Genomic DNA, 24,047 nt, shown 5'->3' on the forward strand with positions numbered 1-24,047 from the left:
CCCTAACCCTCTCCCCGCTTGCGGGGAGAGGGTTAGGGTGAGGGGCACTCGCAGCGCGCTTCGGCAAAACAACCGAGGCCGTGGCCTCAGTTGCCCGAAAGCAGCGCGTTCCACTTCTCGGCGGCGAGATCGAAGTTCTTCACCCAGAACGGAATGTTCTGCTGGTAGCCCTGCGCATTGCGCTCCGGAGTCGAGGTGAGGAAGGCCGCCGTCGCATCATCGACCTTCGGCTTGGCGTCCGAGTTGATCGGCGTATAGGAGGTCTTTTCGGTCAGGATCGCCTGCGCGTTCGCGCCGAGATAGGCATTGAGCAGCGCATAGGCGGCATCGGTATCCTTGACGCCGACCGGAATGGTCATCTGATCCATCACGACCAGCCAGTCCTGCCAGACCGGCGTGTAGGCAGCGCCGTTCTTCACGGCGGTCATGGCGCGGCCGGTCCACATCATGATCATGTCGGCTTCGCCGGACTCGGCAAGCTGCTGGCTTTCCGCGCCGGTCTTCCAATAGATCGTGTCGGGGCCGAGATCGCGCAGTTTCTGGATGCCCTTCTCGATATCGTCGGCCGTCATCGCCTTCGGGTCGCCGCCCGTCGCCTTGAAAGCCTGCTCGATCAGGCCGCCGGTCGGATCACCCGAACCGTCGATGGCCCGCGTGCCTGGGAACTTTTCCGTGTCGAAGAAATCGATCCAGTTCTTCGGCGGGTTATCCTTGTAGGTGTCGTTCTTGTACATCAGGACGACACCGTAGTTCATCGCCGGAACCGAGCATTCACCGACCTGGCCGGGCGGGATTTTCGAGACGTCGAGCTTGGAAAGATCGAGCTTCTGGAACAGCGTGCCGCAATGCACGTAGGGCGGCAGGTCGGCAGTATCCACGACATCCCAAGTGACGTTGCCGGCATCGACCTGCGCCTTCAGCTTGGCGATTTCCGTCGGGCCGTCGTTGAGCAGCGTCACGCCGGATTTGTCGACGAATTCCTTGAGGGCGGCGACCTGGCCGTCCTGATAGATGCCGCCATAGGAGACGAAGGTCAGCGTCTTGCCCTTGAGCGAGCCTTCCTTTACCTCGCCGGCGACCGGCTTGTCCTGCGCGAACACAGGCAACGCCAGGGCGCACGTCATCGTCAGGGCAAAAGCCCTCGCAAATTTCTTCATGTTGATACTCCCAGTAGCGCTCGCGTTCAGTTGTTCCTGCCGGGGCTACGAGCCGGGCCGGGGCAGGTATTGGTCGAGATCATCCGCGACGCTGGTGGGCGGCGCGATCATCCAGATGACTTCAGCGGTTTCCGTGCCGATATTGACGGTCTTGTGCGGAACCGAGCTTGGATATTCGATACTGTCACCGGAGGACAGCATATGACGTTCCTCGCCGAGGGTAAGCTCCACCTCGCCGCGGATCACGAAGAAGAGTTCCTGCGAATCCCCGTGGCTATAAGGCTTCTCGCCCGTCGAGCCACCCGGATCGAACTCGCCGATATAGACCTCCATGTCGCGGATCGGCCGCCGCGACAGGAGCATCTTGCGATAGCCCTCCGCCGGCGGCAGAGCCGGGCGTTCGTCTTTGCGCAACACACGCCCAACCGGCGGAGAGGCGTCGTCGAACAGGTCCGTAAGGCTTATGCCGAGCGCACCGGCGATGCGCATCAGCGTGCTGATATTGACGCCGCTGAGACCGCGCTCGAGCTGGCTGAGGAAGCTTGCGGTCGTGCCCGTCGCATCGCCCAGCGCCCTGAGCGACATGCGCCGGGCCGCGCGAAAGGCCTTGACCTTCTCACCGATGACGGCCTGATTCTTCGTCGCTATCGCGATGTCATCCATAGCCTCACTCCTCACTTAACAACATATTAAGTGGAGCGGGGATTAGCAATCGTGAAATGGATCGCGACGCAGATTTTTTTGCAGGCCATGGGTCGATCAGCGATAGGCACTGTAGTCGTCGGCCTCAATACCGGCGAACTTGCGGGCGTAGAAATGGCCGGCATAGTTCGCGGCGGCGATGATGCCGGGCGCAAGGCAGTCGCCGATCCGCTCCACGCTTTCGATGCCATGATCGGCCCAGGCGCCCGAAGCCGCCGACAGGTCATGCCAGAGCGTGGCGACCGGCAGGCGCGCCGTCACGGGCACCAGGGTGGAACAGGCGATCTCGCGCCGCTTGCCGGAATAGATGCATTCGACACTCAGGACATCCGGCCTGAAATCGCCCAGCTGGTGCAGCAGCACGATATCGATGCCGAGCTCCATCAGGCGGGTGTGCACCCGCCGCTGTTCCAGGGTGTGATCGGTAAAGGGTGCGACGATGGCGGCCGGCGTGACGAAGGTCACCTTGCGGCCCGACTGTGCAATCATTTCAGCCAAAACGCTTGCCATATAATAGCGATCGTCATCGAAGACCACGACGGGACCATCATTCGCAAGGGCATTCACCCCGCGCTCCAGAAGGGCATCGACACCGACGACGGGACTGTCCGACAGGAAGGACAAGGGCGCGCGATGCGTCCTGCCGACACCGTCGGTGCGCCAGCGGGCGCCGGTGGCGATCGCCACATGCCGGATGCCGTAGGACAGCACATCCTCGGCGGTGAGGGGACTATCGAGATAGAGTTCGACATTCGGGGCCTGCCGCAGCTGGGTCATACGCCAGTCGCGCACCCGCGCCCAGGTCGCAAGCCCGGGCAGCTTCGCTTCTTTGGTGACGCGACCGCCCCATTCGCGCCCAGCCTCCGCGACCGTAACATCCGCCCCACGCTGGGCAAGCGCGCGCGCGGCCTCGAGCCCCGCCGGGCCGCCGCCGATGACGAGCACGGCTTGCGGTTTTGAAAGCGATGGAATGATTTCCGGATGCCAGCCCTTACGGGCTTCTTCGCCGACGGTCGGGTTCTGCGTGCAGCGCATCGGCACGACTGTGTTGTCGCCGGCCGTACAGATGTTGCAGCCGATGCATTCCCGGATATCGTCGATGCGGCCCTCTTCGATCTTCTTCGGCAAGAAGGGATCGGCAATCGAGGGGCGGGCGGCACCGATGAGATCGAGCACGCCGGTGCGGATCGCCCGCACCATCGCGTCTGGCGAAGTATAGCGACCGACACCGACGACGGGCTTCGTCGTCACCGTCTTCACGAAGGCGGTATAGGCTTCCTGGAATCCTTCCTGCGAGAAGCGGGCCGTCTGGCTGTCGTTCGACCAGTTGGAGAGATTGACGTCCCAGAGGTCGGGCTCCTCGGCCAGTGCGGCGACGACATCACGGCCCTCGCCATCGTGCTGCAAGCCATCGGCGCCCAGCAATTCCTCAACGGCGAAGCGCACGGCGATGGCGCAACGGTCGCCGACGGCATCGCGGGTGTCGGCCAAGACCTCGCGGAACAGCCGCAGGCGGTTTTCGAAACTGCCGCCATATTCATCGGTGCGGGAATTGTGCCGTTGCAGCAAGAAGTGCTGGAGCAGCGTCATGTCGTGTCCGGCATAGACATAGACAATATCGAAACCGGCGCGCTTGGCCCGGAGCGCGGCATCGCGGTGCCACTTTCGGAAGGCGGCGATGTCGGCCTTGTCCATGGCGCGGGCCTGCACCGGGTCCTCGACATCCACCACCATGTCCGAAGGACCGTAGGGCGCGATGCGGGTCAGGCGATTGGCGGTGTGGATGCCGTTGTGCACGAGCTGGATCGCCGCGAGACTGCCATGCGCGTGCACGGCCTCCGTCAGCTGCGCCAGCCGGCCTATATCGTGATCGTCCCAGATACGCTGCTGGTTGGAGGGCGAAATGTCGGAGGAGGGGTGGATTTCGGTCTCCTGCGTCGAGACCACGCCCCAGCCGCCCTCGGCCTTCATCCGGCGAAGCGCAAGGTCCGCCTCGGGATAGCGGTGGCCCATGCCGCTGCAATGCGGCACCTGATAGAAGCGGTTGCGGGTGGTGAGCGGGCCAATGCGGACCGGCTCGAACAGGATGTCGTAACGTGGATCGCGCATGGTCTTCCTCCCTTTGCACCCGCATTCCCGCTATACACTTGCATAGCACTATGCAAGTGTATAGCGGGAAATTTGGAGAGCAGGGCAGTTTCGGGCTATGAGGCTTGGATGCAGGGAGCTTGGACATGACAGGCTACGACGACATGCCCGATAGCGGAAAACAGCGCGACCTCATCGAGGCGACGCTGGAGTGCATTGCCGAACTGGGCATCCAGGGTACGTCCGTGCGCGCCGTCGCGGCGAAGGCAGGGGTCTCGAATGGCCTGATCCGGCACCACTTCGATGCCAAGGCGAACCTTATCCTTGCCGCCTACCGTCGCACCATCGCGCTCATCACCACCAATTCGATGCGCGAATTGAACGCGACCGAGGGAACGCCGCATGCGCGGCTGCGCCGCTTCATCGTCGCAACGCTCGACACGCCGGCTTCGAATGCGCGTCTTTTGTCGCTCTGGGCAACCTTCGTCAGCCAGAGCCGAGTCGATCCGCAGATCGCCGCCATACGTGAGGAGAGCTACCTGGCGCTGCGCCGCGCCACCGAACCGCTGATCGCCGCCGTCTTCGCCGCCGAGGGGCGGCGGCTCTCGGCGCAGGAGGTGGAGACCACCACCATCACCGTTCATGCGATGCTCGACGGCCTCTGGATCGAAGCCGGCCTCAGCCAGTCGCCGGATGGCCTGGATCGGCTGATTGCGCTCGGCATCCACTCCATCGAAAAACTGCTGGATATCCGGCTCTAGCAAGACGGCATCTGTGGGAAAAACGAAAACGGCGTCGATCCGTTTCGCCGAGGATCAGGCGTTCCGCTTCATCTGCGGCGGCGCATTCTATTGTGGCGACGGCGTTTCTCTTCAATGGGAAAGACGGCGAGAGGATCATGCAGTATCTCTGTCCGGATGGTCCGTGCCTGGTGTAGTTTGCGGGGCCGGGAGGCCGGCAATTTGCGACGTAATCCATACAGAGGTGCCAACCATGGCAGATCCGGACCAGGCGCGCGACGCGGTAGAGGAGCGGGGGCTGCGCGAATATGTGTCGACCATGGTGGCGGCGTTCGTCGGCTCGCCGCTTCGGCATATCCTGTTGATGCTTGCCGCAGGGATCTTTGCAGTCATCCTTGCCACCGCCTATGGACAGATCGTTCTCAACCGCTGGAACCAGCCCTTCTACGACGCGCTCCAGCAGCGCAACATGCCGGTGTTTCTGTCGCAGTTGCTGGTGTTTTTCGAGATCGCCGGCACGTTGCTCGTGCTCAATGTCGCCCAATTGTGGCTCAACCAAATGCTGCACCTGAAGCTGCGTGAAGCTCTGACGCTGGATATGATGGCCGAATGGTTGCTGCCCGGCCGCGCCTTCCGCGTGGCACGGCGTGGGCCAATCGGCATCAATCCCGATCAACGGCTGCATGAGGATGTCCGGCACCTCAGTGATCTTACCGTCGATCTCGGCGTCGGTCTTCTGCAAGCGGGCGTTTTGCTGGTGAGCTTTGTCGGCGTGCTCTGGGCACTCTCATCAGGATTCGTTTTCCATGTTCGGGGTGAGGCGTTCCAGATTCCGGGCTACATGGTCTGGGCCGCCATACTTTATTCAGGAACCGCCTCCTGGCTCAGCTGGATGGTCGGGCGTCCCTTGATTGCCCTCAATGGTGACCGTTACGCCCGCGAGGCAGACCTTCGCTATGCGCTTGTGCGGGTGAACGAGCAGCTCGACGCGATTGCGGTTTCCGGCGGTGAGGGCGATGAGAAGCGGCGACTGCAGCAAAATCTCGGCGCGGTCGTGGTTGCCACCCGCCATATTGTCTCAGCCATGGTCCGCCTTGCTTGGGTCACTTCGGGTTACGGCTGGGTGACGATCGTGGCGCCGATCATCATCGCGGCCCCCGTCTATTTCGGTGGCGACATGACCTTTGGCGGCCTGATGATGGCGGTGGGGGCCTTCAACCAGTTTCACGCTGCGCTGCGCTGGTTCGTCGACAATATCGGCTCCATCGCCGACTGGCGCGCGACGTTGCGCCGTGTCGCCGCGTTCCGTCTTGCGCTGCTGGAAGCCGATGCCGAGGACGGGTCAACCGGCCGCATCGCTTTCATTCCGTCGCCCGAGCCGGTTCTCGTCCTTGATGAACTGGAGATGGACGCGCCGTCCGGTCCCATTCGGTTGTCGGAGCAGCAGGTGATGATCCGCCCCGGCGAACATGTGCTCGTGACCGGCGCGATGGGAGCCGGCAAGACGCTTCTGGCACACACGATCGCCGGTCTCTGGCACTGGGGCAAAGGCACCGTGCGGCTGCAGCAAGAGGGTGGCATCGCCTTTGCGGTACGCGATCCCTATCTGCCGTTCGGAACGTTGCGTGCGGCGCTCTGCTACCCGCGCGAGACCGAAGTCTGCTCGACCGAGGCGATCGTCGCCGGACTGAAAAGGGTGGGGCTGGAGCGCCTGTCGGCATCCCTCGATCGCACCGCCCGCTGGGAACATGAATTCGGCAACGACGAACGCCGGATGCTGAATGTCGTGCAATTGCTGCTGCAACGTCCCAGCTGGATCGTGATCGATGATATCGGCGATCTGATCAATGGCGAAAATGGTGAGCGGATGGCTTCGATCTTCCGCAACGAGCTGGCGGGCTCTGCCATCATCGCCATGGGAACGGAAGACGGGCACGGCGGGCTATTTTCGCATGTGCTCCACCTCGAAACGGTGGCCGAAGCGTCGAGGCTACACGTATAGGCCTCCGGGAGTGGCTTGCCGGACGGCCGTGTCGACATCGCGACGATAGGCTTGTGCCGCCTGGAGAATCGCGCCGGATTGGGCCGGATAGGTATGGATCACCTCGGCGAGCGCCGTCATGCCAATGCCGGTGCTCATGATGACGGCGATCTCGTTGATCAACTCGCTCGCATGGGAGGCGACGATGGTGGCGCCGAGGATCCGGTCCGTGCCTTCTGCGATGTGGATCTTGACGAAACCTGTCTCCTCGCCATCGGTGATGGCGCGGTCGACGTCGTTCAGCATGACCGTATAGCTCTTGATGGGGATGGACTGTCGGCGGGCGTCCCAAACCTGCAGGCCGATATGGGCGATCTCGGGGCTGCAATAGGTGCACCAGGGAATGACCGAATTGTCGTGTTTTCGACCGGCCTGCGTCAGTGCATTGGCGGCCGCGATGCGCGCGGACGATTGCGCGGCATTCGTGAATTTCAGCGGCAGGCAGGCGTCGCCGGCGGCATAGACGTCCGGGTTGCTGCTGCACAGGAATTCATCGACCGTGATGCCACGGCGAGGGTTGGACGCAATACCGGCGGCCGCAAGATCGAGCGTTTCGATATTGGGCACCCGGCCGGTGCAGACCAGGATTTCGTCGGCCGCGATTTCGCCCCTCACTTCGTTGTTGAGCGTTTCGAGGATCTTCGTGTCGCCATCCCGCCGGGCAGCCGTGACGATGGTGTTGAGGCGGATTTCCATGCCGTCGCGTGCCATAGACCAATTCAGGATTTCGGCGGCGTCGCGCTCCTCGCGCGGCAGGAATTTGGGATTGTTCTGGACGATCGTCACATGCGTGCCCAGCCGGCAGAAGGCCTGCGCCAGTTCGCAGCCGAGCGGTCCCCCACCGATGACGACGAGCCGTTTCGGCAATTCTTTCACATCGAAAATCGTCGAGCTGGTCTGGTAGCCGGCCTGTTCCAAACCCGGAATGTCGGGAATTTTCGGGCGCGCGCCTGTGGCGATCAGGGCCTTGCGGAAGGGCAGAAGGGTTTTGTCGATGTACAGCCGGTCGCTACCTGCGAAACGAGCCGCGCCAAAGAAGATGTCGATGCCCAGCGCGGCGAGCTCATCAGCCGAATGATAGACGGAAATGCGCGTGCGGATGCGCCGCATCCGCGCAAGGGCAGCGGCGAAATCGAGCGCCGGTTGTTCGGGCAGCGGTGCGCCGAATTCGTCAGCATCACGCATGGCATCATACACATGGGCGGTCCGAATAAGGGCTTTCGAAGGTACCGAACCAGTGTGCAGTGTGTCTCCACCGAGAGCGGTGCGCTCGACAAGGGCAACGGAAAAGCCGCGCCTGGCGGCATATTCCGCCGCGGCGATACCCGCCGGACCGGCGCCGACAATGACGAGATCGTAAAGGTCTTTCGGCTGAGGATTGCGCCAATCCTGCGGGCGCACGCGCCGGGAAAACAGCGTGTCGTCACTGGAGCGTGTTCGGGGTGCGGTGCGATGCATATCTATAGCCATCCACCCGTGAAGCCGGCATGTGCCAGGCCGTCACGAATATAGGGACACGTGCGCATGATGTCCCAGATCAGCCCGCTGCGGTGGTTTTCGATGCTGATTGCCAAAAGGCCCTGATCCAGTCCGTACCATCCTTCCGAAAGCCAGGCTTTGGAGCCGGAGCGCAAGGTTGGATTGAAACCGCTGGAAAACCGGTCATGGCTAATGACCTGCGGATAGTGTTCGAGCAGATGACGCGTGCCGGAAAGGGCAGCTTCGGGCGTGAAAGGCAGAGTGGCAAGCATCGCCCAGGGGGAGATCGTGCCATCATCCGGGCCATAGGGTATGCCGCGCGACATATAACCGAAGAAACGGCGGTCGCGCCCCATGCCGCGATGTGCGGCGGCAGGAGGGCCCTCGCCGGCCGTCACGCCCCAGAAATCACGGCTGTAACCGTCGAACTCATAGGGATTACGCTCGCCATAGGCGCGGTGGATGGCGATCGCGCTCCTCGTGTTCTCGAAATAATCGCTGTTCTTCTCCTGCATGAACGCATCACGGATGCCGCGGAAGTCAATCCAGGCGTGGGAAAACAGATGGGTAAAGAGCGGACCGGAATAGAGCACGTTGCGGTCCAGCAGGTTCTCCCATTGATAGGTGAGGCTCCAGGTCTCGTAGCAACTGGCCGAGAGCGGGAAGGTCGGCGATCCCAACCCGAGGATATAGAGGATCGTCGCCTCGTTATAGCCTTCCCAACCATAGTGAAGAAAGCCGCATTCCGGCTTCCAGCCCTGTGACAGGCCGGATGTGCCGTTCTGAGCCCAGTGCCAGTCGACGCGGCGATAGAGTGCATCGGCGCGGTCGCGGATTTCGCTTTCCACCCCGCCGCCGTTGAAATAGCCGGCCGCGACCAGAATGCCGGCGATCAAGAGGGCGGAGTCGATCAGCGAGAGTTCGCACTGCCAGACGCGCCGGCCAGTCTTCATATCCAGGAAATGGTAGTAGAAGCCCTTGTAACCCGTGGCGTCCGGCGCCTCGCTCTGCTCGCTTTCGAGCAGGAATTTCAGCACCTTGAGCGTGAGGCGCGCGGCTTCTGAGCGAGATAGCCAGCCGTTTTCGATGGCCACCGGATAGGCGGAGAGTGCAAACCCTACGACGGCGATACTGCAAGGCGATCCGGCCCGGGACGTGTCGGCCACGAGGCCTGTCTCCATATCGGCATAATCGGTCAGATAGGAAAAGGCGGCGCGCTGGAGCCGGAGGACCAGCGCCTCGTCTGAAAGGTGCTTCAAGCCGTCCATCTCGCTCCTGCCATTGACGGGACGCTGCAAATCCCCGGGGGCGGGCGTCAGGCCCAACCATAACGAAGGGCACTCAGAAGGCAACGGAGGTTGCGCGTGTATTACGGGGTATGTTGACGATCATGCTCGGCGCCTCGCTTACGCGCTCCTCCCGAGGGTTTGGCCGCATTAAGGACTTGCAGATTTTCGAGCGAAATGCCGCACGCGGGCGATTGTCGCGGTGCGGCAACGTGGGCGTGTGCGCCGAATTGACTTTTATCGGTCGGAAGCCACATCCTTTCCCGGAGGCAGCGGCTTGAAAAGGCCCGCGGCTGCCCGATGAAAGGACGTGGCCCATGTTCGAACAGTTGGACGCAACGCTGCTTGCCCGCTTCCAGTTTGCCTTCACCGTCTCCTTCCACATCGTCTTTCCGGCCTTTTCGATCGGTCTTGCGAGCTATCTCGCCGTGCTGGAAGGGCTGTGGCTCTGGACGAAAGACGAAGTCTATTTTGCGCTCTTCAATTTCTGGAAGACGATTTTTGCGCTCGCTTTTGGCATGGGCGTCGTCTCGGGCATCGTCATGTCCTACCAGTTCGGCACGAACTGGAGCGTTTTTTCCGACAAGGCCGGACCGGTCATCGGCCCCTTGATGGGCTATGAGGTGATGACGGCATTCTTCCTGGAAGCGGGCTTTCTGGGGGTCATGCTGTTCGGCCTCAACCGCGTCGGCCCGAAGCTCCACTTCTTCGCCACGTTGATGGTCGCACTGGGCACGCTGATTTCGGCCACCTGGATCCTTGCCGCCAATTCCTGGATGCAGACGCCGGCCGGATTTTCCGTAAACGAGGCGGGGCAGTTCGTCCCGACCGACTGGTGGGCGGTGATCTTCAACCCGTCTTTCCCCTATCGCCTCGTGCACATGGTGCTGGCTGCCTATCTCACCACCGCCCTCGTCGTCGGTGCGGTCGGCGCGTATCATCTGTTGCGCGGCGACGCGCCGAAGCGGGCGAAAACGATGTTCTCCATGGCCATGTGGATGGCGGCCATCGTCGCCCCCATCCAGATCTTCGCCGGGGACATGCACGGGCTCAACACGCTGGAGCACCAGCCGGTCAAGGTCATGGCGATGGAAGGGCACTATCAGAGCCATCCCGACGGCGCGCCGCTCATCCTCTTCGGTCTTCCGAACTCCGCCGAGCAGCGTGTCGACTACGCCGTCGAAATCCCGAAACTGTCGAGCCTCATTCTGAAGCACGATCTGAATGCGCCGCTTGCCGGGCTCGATACGGTGCCGAGGGAACTGCAACCGCCCGTCGCCGTTGTCTTCTGGTCCTTCCGCATCATGGTCGCCATCGGCTTTGCCATGCTCGGCCTTGGGCTCTGGTCGCTCTGGTGTCGCTGGCGCGGCACGCTCGACGAGAACCGCTGGCTGCACCGCGCCGCCATCGTCATGGGGCCTGCCGGTTTCGTCGCCGTGCTCGCCGGATGGGTGACGACAGAGGTCGGCCGCCAGCCCTATACGGTCTATGGCCACCTGCTGACCGCCCAGTCCGTCGCGCCCATCGACGCGCCGGCCGTGGCAACCTCGCTGATTGCCTTCATCGTCGTCTATTTCCTCGTTTTCGGCGCCGGCACGTTCTATATCCTGCGCCTGATGGCCCGCCTACCGCGCGATCCTATGCCCGATCTTGCCGAAGGGCCGCTCCGTTCCACCGGCATCACGCCGGCCGCGGCAACCAGCACCGGGAACCACCACCATGGCGCTTGATCTTCCCTTCATCTGGGCGGCCATCATCGCCTTTGCCGTGCTCGCCTATGTCATTCTCGATGGTTTCGATCTCGGCGTCGGCATCCTCTTTCCCTTTTTCAAGGAGAAACACGATCGCGACGTCATGATGAATTCCGTGGCACCCGTCTGGGACGGTAACGAGACCTGGCTGGTGCTGGGCGGCGGCGGGCTGATGGCGGTGTTCCCGCTCGCCTACGCCACCATCCTGCCGGCGCTCTACATGCCGCTCATCCTCATGCTGCTCGGCCTCATTTTCCGCGGCGTCGCCTTCGAATATCGCTGGCGTACCCGGCGCGGCGAGTTCCTCTGGGATATCGCCTTTGCCGGCGGCTCCATGGTCGCCGCCTTCACGCAGGGTGTGGCGCTCGGCGCGCTGGTACAGGGCATTCCCGTGGAAAACCGCGCCTATGCCGGCGGCTGGTGGGACTGGCTCACACCCTTTTCCATCGCGGCCGGCCTTGCGCTCATCATCGGGTATGCGTTGCTTGGAGCCACCTGGCTGGTGATGAAGACCAGCGGTGATCTAGCCGCCCGCGCACGCCGCTACGCTCTGCGGGCTGGAATAGGCACGCTCGTCGCCATGGGCGTTTTCAGCCTGTGGACACCCTTCCTCGAGCCGCTGTACTTCGACCGCTGGTTCGGCTGGCCCACCGTGATCTTCAGTCTTCTGGTGCCGCTGCTCGTGCTCGGCTGCTTCGCGCTTTTGGTGCATGGCCTGCGAACGGAGCACGATACCCGGCCGTTTCTGGCAGCGCTCGGTCTCTTCATCCTCGGCTTCACCGGCATCGGCATCAGCTTCTACCCCTATATCGTGCCGGCCTCGCTGACGATCTGGCAGGCTGCGGCCCCGCAGGAGAGCCTGTCCTTCCTGCTGGTCGGCGCGATGGTGCTGATCCCCATGATCCTCGGCTATACCGTCTATGCTTATTGGGTGTTCCGCGGCAAAATCGACCCGGAAGAGGGCTATCACTGATGCCGGAAACCTCGACGGGGCGAAAGCTGCTCTGGTTTGTCGGCCTGTGGGCCGGCGGCGTGCTGGCCGTGACGGTCGTCGGCTTCGCCATCAAGCTTGCGATCGGCACGTAAGGGCTCGTGAGCGCTATGAAATTTCCTCAGCATCAGATTGCTGCCCCCGAGAATTTCACCTACATTGACCAAATGGTAAAAAGACGCCTTTCAAACGCGCAATCAACCACAGGGGAAATTAATGTACAGCAATTCTCGGAATTTCGGTGTTTCCAGGCGAACTCTGATCAAGCTTGCGGGCGCCACCGCGGCAGTCGCCGCCGCAGGCCTTCCAACACGTCTCTTCGCCGCCGAGCCCATCAAGGTGGCCGCGATCTATACCGTTCCTGTCGAGCAGCAGTGGGTCAGCCGCATCCACAAGGCGGCCAATGCCGCCAAGGAGCGCGGCGACATCGATTATGTCTATTCGGAAAACACCGCCAACAATGACTATGAGCGCGTGATGCGCGAATATTGCGAGGCCGGGCACAAGCTCATTCTCGGCGAGGTTTTCGGCGTGGAGGATGCGGCCCGCGCGGTCGCCCGCGATTATCCCGATGTCGCCTTTCTGATGGGGTCGAGCTTCAAGCCGGACGCGGCCCTGCCGAATTTCGCGGTATTCGACAACTATATCCAGGATGCGTCCTACCTCTCCGGCCTTGTCGCGGGCGCGGTGACCAAATCGAAAAACATCGGCATGGTCGGCGGGCACCCGATCCCGGAGGTCAACCGGCTGATGAACGCCTTCATGGCGGGCGTGAAGGAAGTCGCTCCCGACACGAAGTTCCAGATCGCCTTCATCGGCTCTTGGTTCGATCCGCCCAAGGCCAAGGAAACCGCCTTCGCGCAGATCGATGGCGGCGCCGACCTGCTTTATGCCGAGCGTTTCGGTGTCTCCGATGCCGCCAAGGAGAAGAAGGTGCTTGCCATCGGTAACGTCATCGACACCCAGGCGGACTATCCCGAGACCGTCGTCGCCTCGGCGCTGTGGCATTTCGAGCCGACCCTCGACAAGGCGATTGCCGAAGTGAAGGCCGGCACCTTCAAGGCCGACGACTACGGCGTCTATTCCTTCATGAAGAACGGCGGCTGTTCGCTGGCGCCTCTCGGCACCTTCGAAGGCAAGGTCCCCGACGAGATCAAGGCCAAGATCGCCGAGAAGGAGAAGGCGATCAAGGACGGCTCGTTTACCGTCGCAGTCGATGACGCCGAGCCGAAATCGACCTGAGCGTTCTCCGCAGCCGGAGAGAGACGGCTCGCACTGCCTCTCTCCCAACGGCAAAGCCTCCACCGTTCCTTCCGATCGGCTCGACGTGTCCAGTAATCCTGTCCTTCGCCTCTCCGGCATCAGCAAGCGTTTCGGCCCGCTTCGGGCCAATGACGGCATTTCCTTCGAGTTGAAGCGCGGTGAAGTCATCGCTTTACTCGGCGAGAACGGTGCCGGCAAGACGACATTGATGAACATCCTCTTCGGCCACTATGTCGCCGACGACGGGACCGTCGAAGCCTTCGGCAAGCTCCTGCCGCCGGGCGATCCCCGTGCCGCGCTCGATGCCGGCATCGGCATGGTGCACCAGCACTTCACCCTTGCCGACAACATGACCGTGCAGGAAAACATCGCGCTCGGCACGGAAAGCCTCTGGCGTCCAAGGCTCGACAGGGCGGCAGCGAGCCGGCGCATCGCGCAATTGGCGGCCGATTTTGGCCTTGCGGTCGATCCCGCAGCCATCGTGTCGACACTCTCGGTCGGCGAGCGCCAACGGGTCGAAATCCTCAAGGCACTCTACCGCGATGCCCGTATCCTGATCCTCGACGAGCCGACGGCGGTGTTGACGCCGACAGAAACCGACGCCCTGTTCCGCACATTGAAGCTGCTGGTCGCCAAGGGCCTTTCGATCATCTTCATCTCCCACAAGCTGCATGAGGTGATGGCCGTCAGCGATCGCGTCCTGGTACTGCGGGCCGGCCGGCTTGCCGGCGAGCGTGAAACAAGCGCGACCGATCGCAAGGAACTGGCCGCCCTGATGGTCGGCCAGGAGGTGAAGCCGGCGGACGTGAACCCGATCACCCTGGGCGCGCCGCTGCTCGTCCTCGATCGCATCTCCACCGTGCCCTACAATGGCGCGGGCCTCGATGAAGTCTCTCTCACCCTCACGGGCGGTGAGATAACGGGCCTTGCCGGCGTTTCCGGCAATGGCCAGGCCGCGCTGGCGGCGCTGCTCGCGGGAACCCGCCGTCCGACCGCCGGCCGTATTTCCATCACCGGCAGGGACATGTCCGATTGGTCGCCGCGTGCTGCCCTCGCGCATGGCGTGGCGCGCATCCCCGAAGATCGCCATGCCGTCGGCACCATCGGCGACATGAGCGTCACCGAAAATGTCGTCGCCGAGCGCTATGCCAGCCCGCGCTTTAGCCGTCTGGGCTTCCTCAACTGGAAGGCCGCCCGAAAATTCGCCGAACAGATTATTGCCGACTACGACGTCAAATGTCCTTCGCCCGAGGCGCGCATCCGCCTGCTTTCGGGCGGCAACATGCAGAAACTCATCCTCGGCCGGGCGCTCGATCCCGATCCGGCGGTCATCCTGGCCAGCCAGCCGACCCGCGGTCTTGATGTCGGGGCGGTTGCCTATGTCCACCGCAGGCTGCTTGCCGCCCGCGACCGGGGTGCCGCCGTGCTGCTGATCTCGGAGGACCTCGAGGAGGTTCTGGCGCTGTCCGACCGGGTCATCGTCATGTCGCGAGGCCGCCTTTCCACGCCGTCGGCGCGTGGCGAACGCAGCATAAGGGAACTGGGAGAGTTGATGGCAGGCCATAGCGCGGAGCAAGGCGATCATGCGGCTTGAGCCGAAACCCGCACCGTCTCTGGCGGCCCTCATCCTCTTTCCGGTCGCGGCCATCGCGACGACGCTCGTTCTGACGTCGATCCTCGTTCTCTTGGCCGGCGCCTCGCCGCTGTCGGTCTTTTACCTTGTTGCCAAGGGAGCGGCCGGTTCACAGTTCGCGCTGTTCGAAACGCTGACCCGCGCCACGCCGCTCATCTTCACCGGTCTTGCCATCGCCGTCGCCTTCCGTGCCAAGCTCTGGAACATCGGTGCGGAGGCTCAGCTCTATATGGGCGGCGTGATGACCGTGGTGCTCGGAACCGGCGCGCTGCCGCTGCCGTCCGCGATCCTGATCCCGATCCTGATGCTTGCCGCCATGCTTGCCGGCGCGCTGATGCTGCTCGGCCCGGCCGTGCTGAAGACGCGCTTCGGCGTTGATGAGGTGGTCACGACCCTGCTTCTCAACTTCATCGTCCTGCTCTTCGTTTCCATGTTGCTCGAAGGGGTGCTCAAGGACCCGATGGGCTTGGGCTGGCCGCAATCTCAAAAAGTGATCGCCGAAGCGCAGTTGCCGCGCCTCATCCAGGGAAAACGCTTGCATCTCGGCTTCATCATTGCCATTGCCGCGGCCGTTTTCATCTGGGTCGTCACCAAGAAGACGCTGCTCGGTTATGAGATGCGTGCGGTCGGGCACAATGCCGAAGGCGCCCGCTTTGTCGGCATTCCGGTCAACCGCGTGCTGATGAAGACGGCGCTGCTTTCGGGCGGGCTCGCCGCCCTTGCCGGCTTCTCCGAGGTCTCCGGGCTCAAGGGCAACCTGACGCTCGATCTCTCGCCCGGCTACGGCTATAGCGGCATCGTCGTTGCCATGCTGGCCATGCTCAACCCGCTCGGGGTCGTCGCCTCGGCGATCTTCGTCGCAGGTATCTTCGTCGGTGCGGATGCCATGAGCCGGGCCGCGAAAGTGCCGAGCTACATCGCCGACGTGATGGTCGCGACCTCGCTTTTGACGATGGTGGTGGCAATCCTTCTGACCCGTTTCCGGATAAGGTGGAAGTGACATGGACGCGCTGGACATCCTTTTCACCGCCTCCTTCTGGGTTGCCGCCATCCGCATCGCGTCGCCGCTGATCTTCGCTACCATGGGCGAGCTGATCTGCGAACGCGCCGGCGTTCTCAATCTCGGTATCGAGGGCATCATGACGGCGGGCGCGTTTGCCGGCTGGTTCACCGTCTATGCCGGCGGCGACCTGTGGACCGGCATCGCGGTTGCCGCTCTTGTCGGTGCCCTGCTTGGCCTCCTGCAGGCCACGCTGACCGTTCCGCTCGGCCTGTCGCAGCATGTGGTTGGCATTGGCGTGACACTGCTTGCCACCAGTCTCACCTATTTCACCTATCGCCTGCTCTTGCCGGAAGTGACCTCGCCGCCGAAGATCGAGCCGTTCCAGCCGTTGCCGATCCCCGGCCTGTCGAATATCCCCGTCATCGGCGAAGCGCTGTTCACGCAGACGCCGCTCACCTATCTCGCCTTCTTCACGGTCGCCGCCGTGGCCTGGATTCTCTATCGCACGCCTGTCGGGCTTGCGGTGCGGGCTGCCGGTGAAAATCCCTCCGCGGTCGAGGCGCAGGGCATTTCCGTGACCGGCATCCGCATGGGCGCCGTCGTCGCAGGCAGCGCGTTGATGGCGATCGGGGGAGCCTTCCTCACCACCTCCGCCTTCAACTCGTTCTTTTTCCAGATGATCAACGGGCGGGGCTGGATCTGCATCGCGCTCGTCGTCTTCGGGTCCTGGCGACCGGGCAAGGCGCTTATCGGCGCCATTCTGTTTGCCGCCTTCGACGCCTATCAGGTGCGCCTGCAGCAGATTTCCGGCGGCATTGTCCCGTACCAGGTTTTCCTGATGATGCCCTATGCGCTGTCCATTCTGGCGCTGATCCTGGTCGCGCGCCGCGCCACCTATCCCAAAGCTTTGATGATCCCCTACCAGAAAGGCGAAAGATGAGTTTCGACCTGATCGTAAAGGGCGGTACGCTGCCCGATGGAACCGTGGCCGACATCGGCATCAAGGGCGACAGGATCGCCTCGATCGAGCCGCGCATCGAGGCCGAAGCGGGGCGCACCGTCGACGCCGCCGGCAATCTGGTCAGCCAGCCCTTCATCGACCCGCATTTCCATATGGACGCGACGCTTTCCTACGGCCTGCCGCGCATCAATGCCTCGGGTACGTTGCTGGAAGGCATCGCCCTCTGGGGTGAATTGAAGCCGCTGCTGACCCATGAAGCCGTCAAGGAGCGGGCGCTCGCCTATTGCGACTGGGCTGTCTCGATGGGCCTGCTCGCCATCCGCACCCATGTCGACACCTGCGACGACCGGCTTCTGGCCGTGGAGGCGTTGCTTGAGGTGAAGAAGGAAATTGCGCCCTATATCGACCTCCAGCTCGTCGCCTTTCCGCAGGATGGTCTCTACCGCTCCCCGAATGCGCGGGAAAACACCATCCGCGCCCTTGATCTGGGTGTCGATGTCGTCGGTGGCATTCCGCATTTCGAGCGCACTATGGAGGACGGAAGACGCTCCGTCACGGAACTCTGCGAGATCGCGGCCGAGCGCGGCCTGATGGTCGACTTGCATTGCGACGAGACCGATGATCCGCATTCGCGTCATATCGAACAGCTTGCCTATGAGAGCCAGCGGCTCGGCCTGCACGGCCGCGTGGCCGGCTCGCATTTGACCTCGATGCATTCGATGGACAATTACTACGTCTCGAAGCTCTTGCCGCTGATCGCGGAAGCCGGGGTCTCGGCCATTCCCAACCCGCTGATCAACATCATGCTGCAAGGCCGGCACGACAGCTATCCCAAGCGTCGTGGGATGACGCGTGTGCCGGAGATGCTGAAAGCGGGCATCCGCGTCGGCTGGGGCCAGGATTGTGTGCTCGATCCCTGGTATTCGCTCGGCACCGCCGACATGCTCGACGTCGCCTTTATGGGCCTGCACGTCGCGCAAATGTCCTCGCCGGCCGATATGCGGACCTGCTTCGATATGGTCACGAAGGTCAATGCCGGGATCATGGGGCTCGATCATCTCGGCCTTGCCGTGGGCAAGACGGCGAGCCTCGTCGTGCTTGATGCGGGCAATCCCATTGAGGCGGTGCGCCTGCGCGCCGAGCGATTGTGCGTCGTGGCGAAGGGCAAGGTCGTGGCCGAACGCGAAAAGCGTGACACCGCCCTTGTCATCAAAGGACGTCCAGCGACGATAAATCGACGCCATGTCCTGCCGCCGCAGGGATAATAGGAGTAGGCTGATGATGGCGGCGACGCTGGTAGAGGAAGGGCTGCCTGTATCACCGCGCCTGTCATTGCGATGCACATACCAGCCGGCCGATGGCCGTTCTAGGAGATTGGACGTCGCTCTATCCGGCAGCTTGCTTCTATTCGTCGGGCGTCACCATATTTCCGGCCATTGCTCCGGACGGTCGAACATTTCTCCTAAAAAGAAGCGCTACCCGTAGTCCCGGCTCCGCATCCGCCAACAAAAGATCGGCGTCGTGCAGGTCGGCCACCGCCTTCACCAGCGCGAGCCCCAGCCCGCTGCCCTCCGTGCTCCGGCTTTTTTCGAGCCGGTAGAGGCGGCGCAGGACCTTCTCCCGCTCGGCCACGGGAATGCCGGGTCCGGTGTCGCGCACGGATGCGCTGATCCGGTCGGCATTCCGCTGAACTGCGCAGGTGATCGTGGTGCCGGGCGGGCAATGGCGGATCGCGTTTTCGATGAGGTTTGCCAGTGCTTGCGTCAGCAGTTCCTTGTCGCCGTCAACCCGGGCCGGGCCGGCGATATCGGGATGCAGGGTTTGGCCCGCATCGGCAGCCACATCGGCATAAATCTCCGCCATGGTCCGCATCAGCGCGGCGAGATCCACCGCCACGAATTGCGCGCGCCGCGCGCCGGTCTCGATCTGGGCGATGCGCAGCAGCGCGGAGAATGTCTCGTTGATCCTGTCGCTCTCGGCGATCGCCTCCGCCAGGTCGTCTTGGGCGGGAAGACCGTCCGCAAGCCTGGCGGCCGCGTTCTCGATGCGGATCCGCAGCCGGTTGAGGGGTGTGCGCAGGTCATGGGCGATATCGGCGCTGACCTGCCGCATCGCCTCGACCGAGCCTTCCAGCCTGACGAGGCTGACATTGATCGCCGTGGAGATGCGATCGAGATCGTCGCCGCGCCCCGAAACCGGCAGACGCGCGGACAGATCGCCATGCGCCACCAGGGCGACGGCGGCCTCGGCACTGGACAGCCGGCTCTGGACCCGCGTGGCAAGGATCGCGCCCGCCGCAACGGTCGCCAGCCCGGCGACGAGGGCAGCCCAGCCGAAGGCGCCGAGGACGATGTTCTCCAGCGCCTCCTGATCGGCGTCGTCCAGACCGACAGCAAGGCTATATTGCCCCGCCGGACCTGAAAACATTCGGTAGAGCGCATCGGCGGGAATGCCCAGCTCTGCGGCGGCAATGGTGGACCAGCCGAGCGGCAGGGCCGCGTCCGTGATATTACCCGCAAGGACTTGCCCCTTGTCGTCCGTCAGCAGATAGACGGTCGATCGGTCAGGACTGGCGTCGATGCGGGTGGTGACGGCTTCGATGAGGTCGGTCCGGTCGTCCAGCAGGCTCGTGCGGGCGATGGCCGTGAAGATCTCGGTCACGCGCGCATCCTGCCGCGCCGACAGCCGCTCGCGCATGAGGCCGTAGCCGACAGCGCCGGCAAGCAACAATGTGGTCAGAACGAGCAGCGTCAAGCCCAATGCGAGCCGGAACGAACTGTGCCGCCACAGGTCAACGGGCCGCATAGAGCGAATAGCCCATGTTTTTGACCGTATGCAAAAGGGCGGTCTCGAAGGGTTTGTCGATCTTGGCGCGCAGGCGGCTGACATGCGTTTCCACCACGGAGGTCTTGGGATCGAAGTGGAAATCCCAGACCCGCTCCAAAAGCATGGTGCGCGTCACCACTCGTCCTTCGTTGCGCATCAGCACTTCCAGCAGCGTGAATTCGCGAGGCAGGAGGTCGATCGGCTGGCCGGCGCGGGTGGCGGTCCGGCGCATCAAGTCAAGCTCCAGATCGGCGACGCGCAGCACGGTCTTCACCTCCTGCACCGGCGGGCGGCGGGCGAGCGCGTTGACGCGCGCCATCAGCTCGGCAAAGGCGAAGGGCTTGATCAGGTAGTCGTCGGCGCCGGCCTCCAGCCCGTCGACACGATCGTCGATGCCGCCGAGCGCCGTCAGGAACAGGACCGGCGTCTTGCGGCCCGCAGCACGCAAGGCCCGCACGAGCGACAGCCCGTCCAGCCCCGGCAGCATCCGGTCGATCACCAGCACGTCATAGCTCTCGCGGGTCGCCTGGAACAGACCGTCGGTGCCCTCCGCCAGCACATCGCAGACATGGCCCTGCTCACAAAGGCCGCGCGCCACATAGGCGGAGACGGAAGGATCATCCTCGATCAGCAGGATACGCATGGGTGCTTTCGGTGGCTCGGAGCATGAAGGACGGTTCCCAGGATAGGAAGACAGCTTAACGCCCGGTTCTCGCCCACTATACAAATCTGTAATCCAGTTGAAAGCTGGCTGAATGGCCGGCCTCTAGGTCGCCCGGGCCGGGCATGTCGCCCCGCCGGAGAAATTATGAAATAGCTTTCCATCCCGGCGTAGGCCGCTTGCGCCTGCCGCGCCCTGCGCCCCCTCGGTCCAGACCCGCATAACGCTCGTCTTCCGATAGCCCAAACCCTGCCCCGAAGCACCGGGACCGGGCCTTCGATGGACCGGACCCTCGGACTGGGTTTACGCCAGCGGCTCCGTGCTCCTGCTCGGGGCTGCTCGTGGCGCTGGCCGTCTGGCGCCGGCGGGAGGGAACCCTCTCCATCGACGGCATCAGGCATCGGCAGGCCGAGGCGATGTTCTGGGTTGCGGTGCTGTTTTCCAACAGCCTGGGCACAGCTTATGGCGATTTCCTCGTCAACACCTGTCGCTAGGCTATCTCGCCGCCGCCGCGGTCTGCACTGCCGTCATCGCTGTCGTGATCGTGCTTCATTACACCCACGCGGTGAACGACGCAGCGCTGTTCTGGATCGCCTTCATCTTCACGCGGCCGTTCGGCGCGACGTCGGCGATCTCCTCACCAAGCCGCTGGCAAAGGGAGGTTTCGATCTCGGCACGCAGAGTGCCTCGCTGTCTGCTTCGCGTCGATGGCCGCTCTCATCGCCCTAACGATGCGGGGGCGGCGCAAGGCTTCCCCCGCATTACATATCTGTAAGCTTCCTGAAATCCGGCTGCATGCTTGTGCGCTCACAACGGGCGGAAGCAGACATCCTTCCTCGTCGGAGCACCATCATGAAACAGTTTCTTCTGGCCACGGTCCTCATCGCCGTGCCTGTCGCCGCCTTTACGGGCTTCCAGCTCTATCAGAACCGGGCGAACGCCGCCGCAGGCGTCTCTGTCGCCGGTCTGGGCGATCTCTCGGCATTCAACTCCATCGTGGTGGATGTGCAGAAGATTGCCGGCATGGGCGACCTGCCCGGTGCGAAGACACGGATCAAGGATTTCGAGATCGCCTGGGACCAGGCCGAGGCGGGGCTGAGACCCATGGACCCCGCCCGCTGGGGCACGATCGACGAGGCGGCCGATGCCGCGTTGTCGGCGCTTCGCGCCAAGACCCCCGATCCGGCCGCAGTCAATGAAACCCTCGCAGCGTTGCTGGCCGCTTTGGCGGACGAAAAGGCGGTGGCGAAATGAGCCCGACACATGAGACATCCCTCGCCACGAACCGCGTGCCGGAGGTGACCCTGAATTTCTGGTTGATCAAACTTATGGCCGTCACCATGGGAGAGACCGCCGCCGACTATCTCGCGGTCAATCTCGGCTTCGGCCTGACGGCGACATCCTTGATCATGACGGCGGTACTGGCGGTAGCATTGGTTCTGCAATTCCGGCAGAAACGCTATGTACCCTGGAGCTACTGGCTGGCTGTCGTGCTGATCAGCATCGTCGGCACGCTGGTCACCGACAATCTGGTGGACAATTTCGGCGTGCCGCTCATCGCCACGACGATCCTCTTCACCGTCGCGCTCGCCGTGACCTTCCTGCTCTGGTTCCGGTCCGAGAGCACGCTTTCGATCCATGCGATCTTCACGACCCGGCGGGAGGTCTATTACTGGCTGGCGATCCTGTTCACCTTCGCCCTCGGTACGGCGGCGGGCGATCTGGTGGCGGAACAGTTCGGCCTCGGCTACCTTGCGACCGGCATCCTGTTCGGCATGATCATCGCCTCGCTTACGGCCGGTTACTTCCTGATGGGGCTCGATGCGGTCCTGGGATTCTGGCTGGTCTATATCTTCACCCGTCCGCTCGGCGCTTCCTTCGGGGATCTGCTGTCGCAACCGATCCGATATGGCGGGCTGGGTCTGGGCACCGTCATCACCAGCGCCCTTTTCCTAGCTGCGATCGCAGGGATCGTCGCCTTGATGAGTGTCGGCCGCACTGATCGGGATTATGCGCGCTGATATTCCTTGGAATGGGTGAAATGGCGTCCCTGCCTCTTGACGGCAACGCGGGAACATAGTGTGCAATCCGCGGTGAAGACAGGCAGGCACGACAGGTTCGGAAGCGAGAATGAGCACCTTTACTCCCCCTCAAGCCGGCGGCGTCGATTCAGGTTATGCCTGGCTGCGGCTGGTGCTCACGCTTGTTCTCGGCACTGTCGCCTGCGTCGGCAATTGGTCCGTCGTGGTGGTGCTGCCAACCCTTCAGCTGGAATTCGACACGCTGCGCGGCGGCGCCTCCTTGCCCTATACGTCCACCATGCTGGGCTTTGCGCTGGGTGGCGTGGCGATGGGGCGGCTGGCCGACCGGGCGGGCATCGTCGTGCCGGTGCTGATCGGTGCGGCTCTGCTGGGTATCGGCTATGTGGCGGCGGCCTTCACCAGCAATATCTGGCAGTTTTCCGCGATTTCGGCCGTGATCGGCCTCGGCTCGGCCGCCGGCTTCTCGCCGTTGATCTCCGACCTTTCCCACTGGTTCCGCAAGCGGCGTGCGCTTGCCGTTACCTTCGCCGCCTCCGGCAGCTATCTCTCCGGCACAGTGTGGCCGCTGGTCGTCGAGCATTTCCAGACGACGCAGGGCTGGCGCGCCACCCATATCGGCATCGGGCTGTTCGTCCCGCTGGTGATGGTGCCGATCGGCCTTCTGCTGAGAAGGCGGCTCGAAACCGCCGCCTATGTCGAGGCGGAAACCGCGACTGAAGCGGCGCGCAGCGAGCTCGGCCTCAAGCCGAACGTGCTGCAGGGCATTCTCGTCGTCGCGGGCTTTGCCTGCTGCATGGCCATGTCGATGCCGCAGGTCCATATCGTCGCCTATTGCGGTGACCTCGGCTACGGGGTCGCCGTCGGCACGCAGATCGTTTCCTTGATGCTCGGCCTCGGCGTCGTCAGCCGCCTTGCCTCAGGCGTGGTCGCGGACCGCATCGGGGCCGGCCCGATGCTGATCCTCGGATCCTCCATGCAGGCTGCGGCGCTACTGCTCTATCTGTTCTTCGACAGCCAGTCCTCGCTCTATGTGATCTCCGGCCTGTTCGGCCTTTTCCAGGGCGGCATCGTACCGATGTATGCGGTGATCATTCGCCAGTTCCTGCCGCCGCGCGAGGCCGGCATCCGCATCAGCCTGGTGCTGATGGCAACCGTGCTCGGCATGGCCTGCGGCGGCCTGGCCGCCGGCTATATCTTCGATGCGACCGGATCCTACCGCCTGGCCTTCCTGCATGGCTTCTTTTGGAATCTCGTGAATCTGGTTTTGGTGAGCGGGCTGATACTCTGGCCGAAACTGCGCCAGCGAAGGCATGCGGCAATGGCGCGGTGAAAGCCGCAATAACTCCGATGTTGTCCACCGCGCAGCATGAAATGCTGTAACGTTGCGAAGTTTCCGCAACATCTGCCGCGTCCTACTCTAAAA

General features: G+C 63.1%; 20 protein-coding genes. 13 read left to right on the forward strand and 7 right to left on the reverse strand.

Translation table 11 applies throughout. The features are described from left to right. Window positions 1-86: 86 nt before the first annotated feature. The 3 genes from ACOZKU_RS09650 to ACOZKU_RS09660 form a co-directional block, all read right to left on the reverse strand. Window positions 87-1,157: an extracellular solute-binding protein gene (locus ACOZKU_RS09650; protein WP_421578686.1), complete on the reverse strand. Its 1,071-nt coding sequence runs from the start codon at window positions 1,155-1,157 to the stop codon at window positions 87-89. A gap of 45 nt (window positions 1,158-1,202) precedes the next feature. Further along, window positions 1,203-1,820, reverse strand: a complete 618-nt coding sequence (locus ACOZKU_RS09655; RefSeq protein ID WP_421578687.1) for a helix-turn-helix domain-containing protein — start codon at window positions 1,818-1,820, stop codon at window positions 1,203-1,205. 96 nt (window positions 1,821-1,916) lie between these two features. Beyond that, window positions 1,917-3,968: an FAD-dependent oxidoreductase gene (locus ACOZKU_RS09660; RefSeq protein ID WP_421578688.1), complete on the reverse strand. Its 2,052-nt coding sequence runs from the start codon at window positions 3,966-3,968 to the stop codon at window positions 1,917-1,919. A gap of 125 nt (window positions 3,969-4,093) precedes the next feature. On the opposite strand from ACOZKU_RS09660, the gene ACOZKU_RS09665 reads away from it, so the two are divergent. Then, on the forward strand, window positions 4,094-4,708 hold the full coding sequence (locus tag ACOZKU_RS09665; RefSeq protein ID WP_421578689.1) for a TetR family transcriptional regulator C-terminal domain-containing protein: 615 nt from the start codon (window positions 4,094-4,096) through the stop codon (window positions 4,706-4,708). Between the two features lie 232 nt (window positions 4,709-4,940). After that, on the forward strand, window positions 4,941-6,689 hold the full coding sequence (locus ACOZKU_RS09670) for an ABC transporter ATP-binding protein/permease (RefSeq protein WP_421578690.1): 1,749 nt from the start codon (window positions 4,941-4,943) through the stop codon (window positions 6,687-6,689). Here ACOZKU_RS09670 and ACOZKU_RS09675 read toward each other — a convergent pair. Next, window positions 6,678-8,186, reverse strand: a complete 1,509-nt coding sequence (locus ACOZKU_RS09675) for a mercuric reductase (protein WP_421578691.1) — start codon at window positions 8,184-8,186, stop codon at window positions 6,678-6,680. The genes ACOZKU_RS09670 and ACOZKU_RS09675 overlap by 12 nt on opposite strands. Window positions 8,187-8,188: 2 nt before the next feature. Next, complete coding sequence (locus ACOZKU_RS09680; protein ID WP_421578692.1) at window positions 8,189-9,475, reverse strand: glucoamylase family protein; 1,287 nt, start codon at window positions 9,473-9,475, stop codon at window positions 8,189-8,191. Between the two features lie 335 nt (window positions 9,476-9,810). Here ACOZKU_RS09680 and ACOZKU_RS09685 point away from each other — a divergent pair, with 335 nt between their 5' ends. The 7 genes from ACOZKU_RS09685 (at window position 9,811) to ACOZKU_RS09715 (ending at window position 18,360) form a co-directional block, all read left to right on the forward strand. Continuing rightward, window positions 9,811-11,223 (forward strand): cytochrome ubiquinol oxidase subunit I, encoded by a 1,413-nt coding sequence (locus ACOZKU_RS09685; RefSeq protein WP_421578693.1) that lies wholly within the window; start codon window positions 9,811-9,813, stop codon window positions 11,221-11,223. Further along, window positions 11,213-12,217, forward strand: a complete 1,005-nt coding sequence (gene cydB, locus ACOZKU_RS09690; RefSeq protein WP_421578694.1) for a cytochrome d ubiquinol oxidase subunit II — start codon at window positions 11,213-11,215, stop codon at window positions 12,215-12,217. Before ACOZKU_RS09685 ends, cydB begins: the two co-directional genes overlap by 11 nt. A gap of 234 nt (window positions 12,218-12,451) precedes the next feature. After that, on the forward strand, window positions 12,452-13,477 hold the full coding sequence (locus ACOZKU_RS09695) for a BMP family protein (RefSeq protein WP_421578695.1): 1,026 nt from the start codon (window positions 12,452-12,454) through the stop codon (window positions 13,475-13,477). Window positions 13,478-13,562: 85 nt separating this feature from the next. Next, window positions 13,563-15,092 (forward strand): ABC transporter ATP-binding protein, encoded by a 1,530-nt coding sequence (locus ACOZKU_RS09700; RefSeq protein WP_421578696.1) that lies wholly within the window; start codon window positions 13,563-13,565, stop codon window positions 15,090-15,092. After that, window positions 15,082-16,131: an ABC transporter permease gene (locus ACOZKU_RS09705; protein ID WP_421578697.1), complete on the forward strand. Its 1,050-nt coding sequence runs from the start codon at window positions 15,082-15,084 to the stop codon at window positions 16,129-16,131. The genes ACOZKU_RS09700 and ACOZKU_RS09705 overlap by 11 nt, the downstream gene beginning before the upstream one ends. Before the next feature lies 1 nt (window position 16,132). Further along, window positions 16,133-17,074 carry an ABC transporter permease gene (locus ACOZKU_RS09710; protein WP_421578698.1) on the forward strand — a complete coding sequence of 314 codons (942 nt, stop codon included), beginning with the start codon at window positions 16,133-16,135 and terminating at the stop codon, window positions 17,072-17,074. Next, complete coding sequence (locus ACOZKU_RS09715; protein ID WP_421578699.1) at window positions 17,071-18,360, forward strand: amidohydrolase family protein; 1,290 nt, start codon at window positions 17,071-17,073, stop codon at window positions 18,358-18,360. The genes ACOZKU_RS09710 and ACOZKU_RS09715 overlap by 4 nt, the downstream gene beginning before the upstream one ends. Before the next feature lie 139 nt (window positions 18,361-18,499). Here the strand turns inward: ACOZKU_RS09715 and ACOZKU_RS09720 are convergent, their stop codons facing one another. Both ACOZKU_RS09720 and ACOZKU_RS09725 read right to left on the reverse strand, forming a co-directional pair. After that, window positions 18,500-19,792 (reverse strand): sensor histidine kinase, encoded by a 1,293-nt coding sequence (locus ACOZKU_RS09720; protein ID WP_421578700.1) that lies wholly within the window; start codon window positions 19,790-19,792, stop codon window positions 18,500-18,502. A gap of 94 nt (window positions 19,793-19,886) precedes the next feature. Further along, window positions 19,887-20,564, reverse strand: a complete 678-nt coding sequence (locus tag ACOZKU_RS09725; RefSeq protein WP_421578701.1) for a winged helix-turn-helix domain-containing protein — start codon at window positions 20,562-20,564, stop codon at window positions 19,887-19,889. Window positions 20,565-20,923: 359 nt separating this feature from the next. Between ACOZKU_RS09725 and ACOZKU_RS09730 the strand changes: the two genes are divergently transcribed. From ACOZKU_RS09730 to ACOZKU_RS09745, 4 genes are all read left to right on the forward strand, one after another. Then, entirely contained in the window at window positions 20,924-21,076 is a 153-nt protein-coding gene (locus tag ACOZKU_RS09730; protein WP_314089200.1) for a hypothetical protein, read from the forward strand. Window positions 21,077-21,434: 358 nt separating this feature from the next. Next, window positions 21,435-21,836 (forward strand): hypothetical protein, encoded by a 402-nt coding sequence (locus ACOZKU_RS09735; protein ID WP_314089202.1) that lies wholly within the window; start codon window positions 21,435-21,437, stop codon window positions 21,834-21,836. Then, entirely contained in the window at window positions 21,833-22,603 is a 771-nt protein-coding gene (locus ACOZKU_RS09740) for a hypothetical protein (RefSeq protein ID WP_421578702.1), read from the forward strand. Before ACOZKU_RS09735 ends, ACOZKU_RS09740 begins: the two co-directional genes overlap by 4 nt. 109 nt (window positions 22,604-22,712) lie before the next feature. Next, complete coding sequence (locus tag ACOZKU_RS09745) at window positions 22,713-23,954, forward strand: MFS transporter (RefSeq protein ID WP_421578703.1); 1,242 nt, start codon at window positions 22,713-22,715, stop codon at window positions 23,952-23,954. Window positions 23,955-24,047 lie beyond the last annotated feature (93 nt).

It is taken from the genome of Shinella sp. M31 (assembly GCF_049199205.1).
Taxonomy (GTDB): Bacteria; Pseudomonadota; Alphaproteobacteria; order Rhizobiales; family Rhizobiaceae; genus Shinella.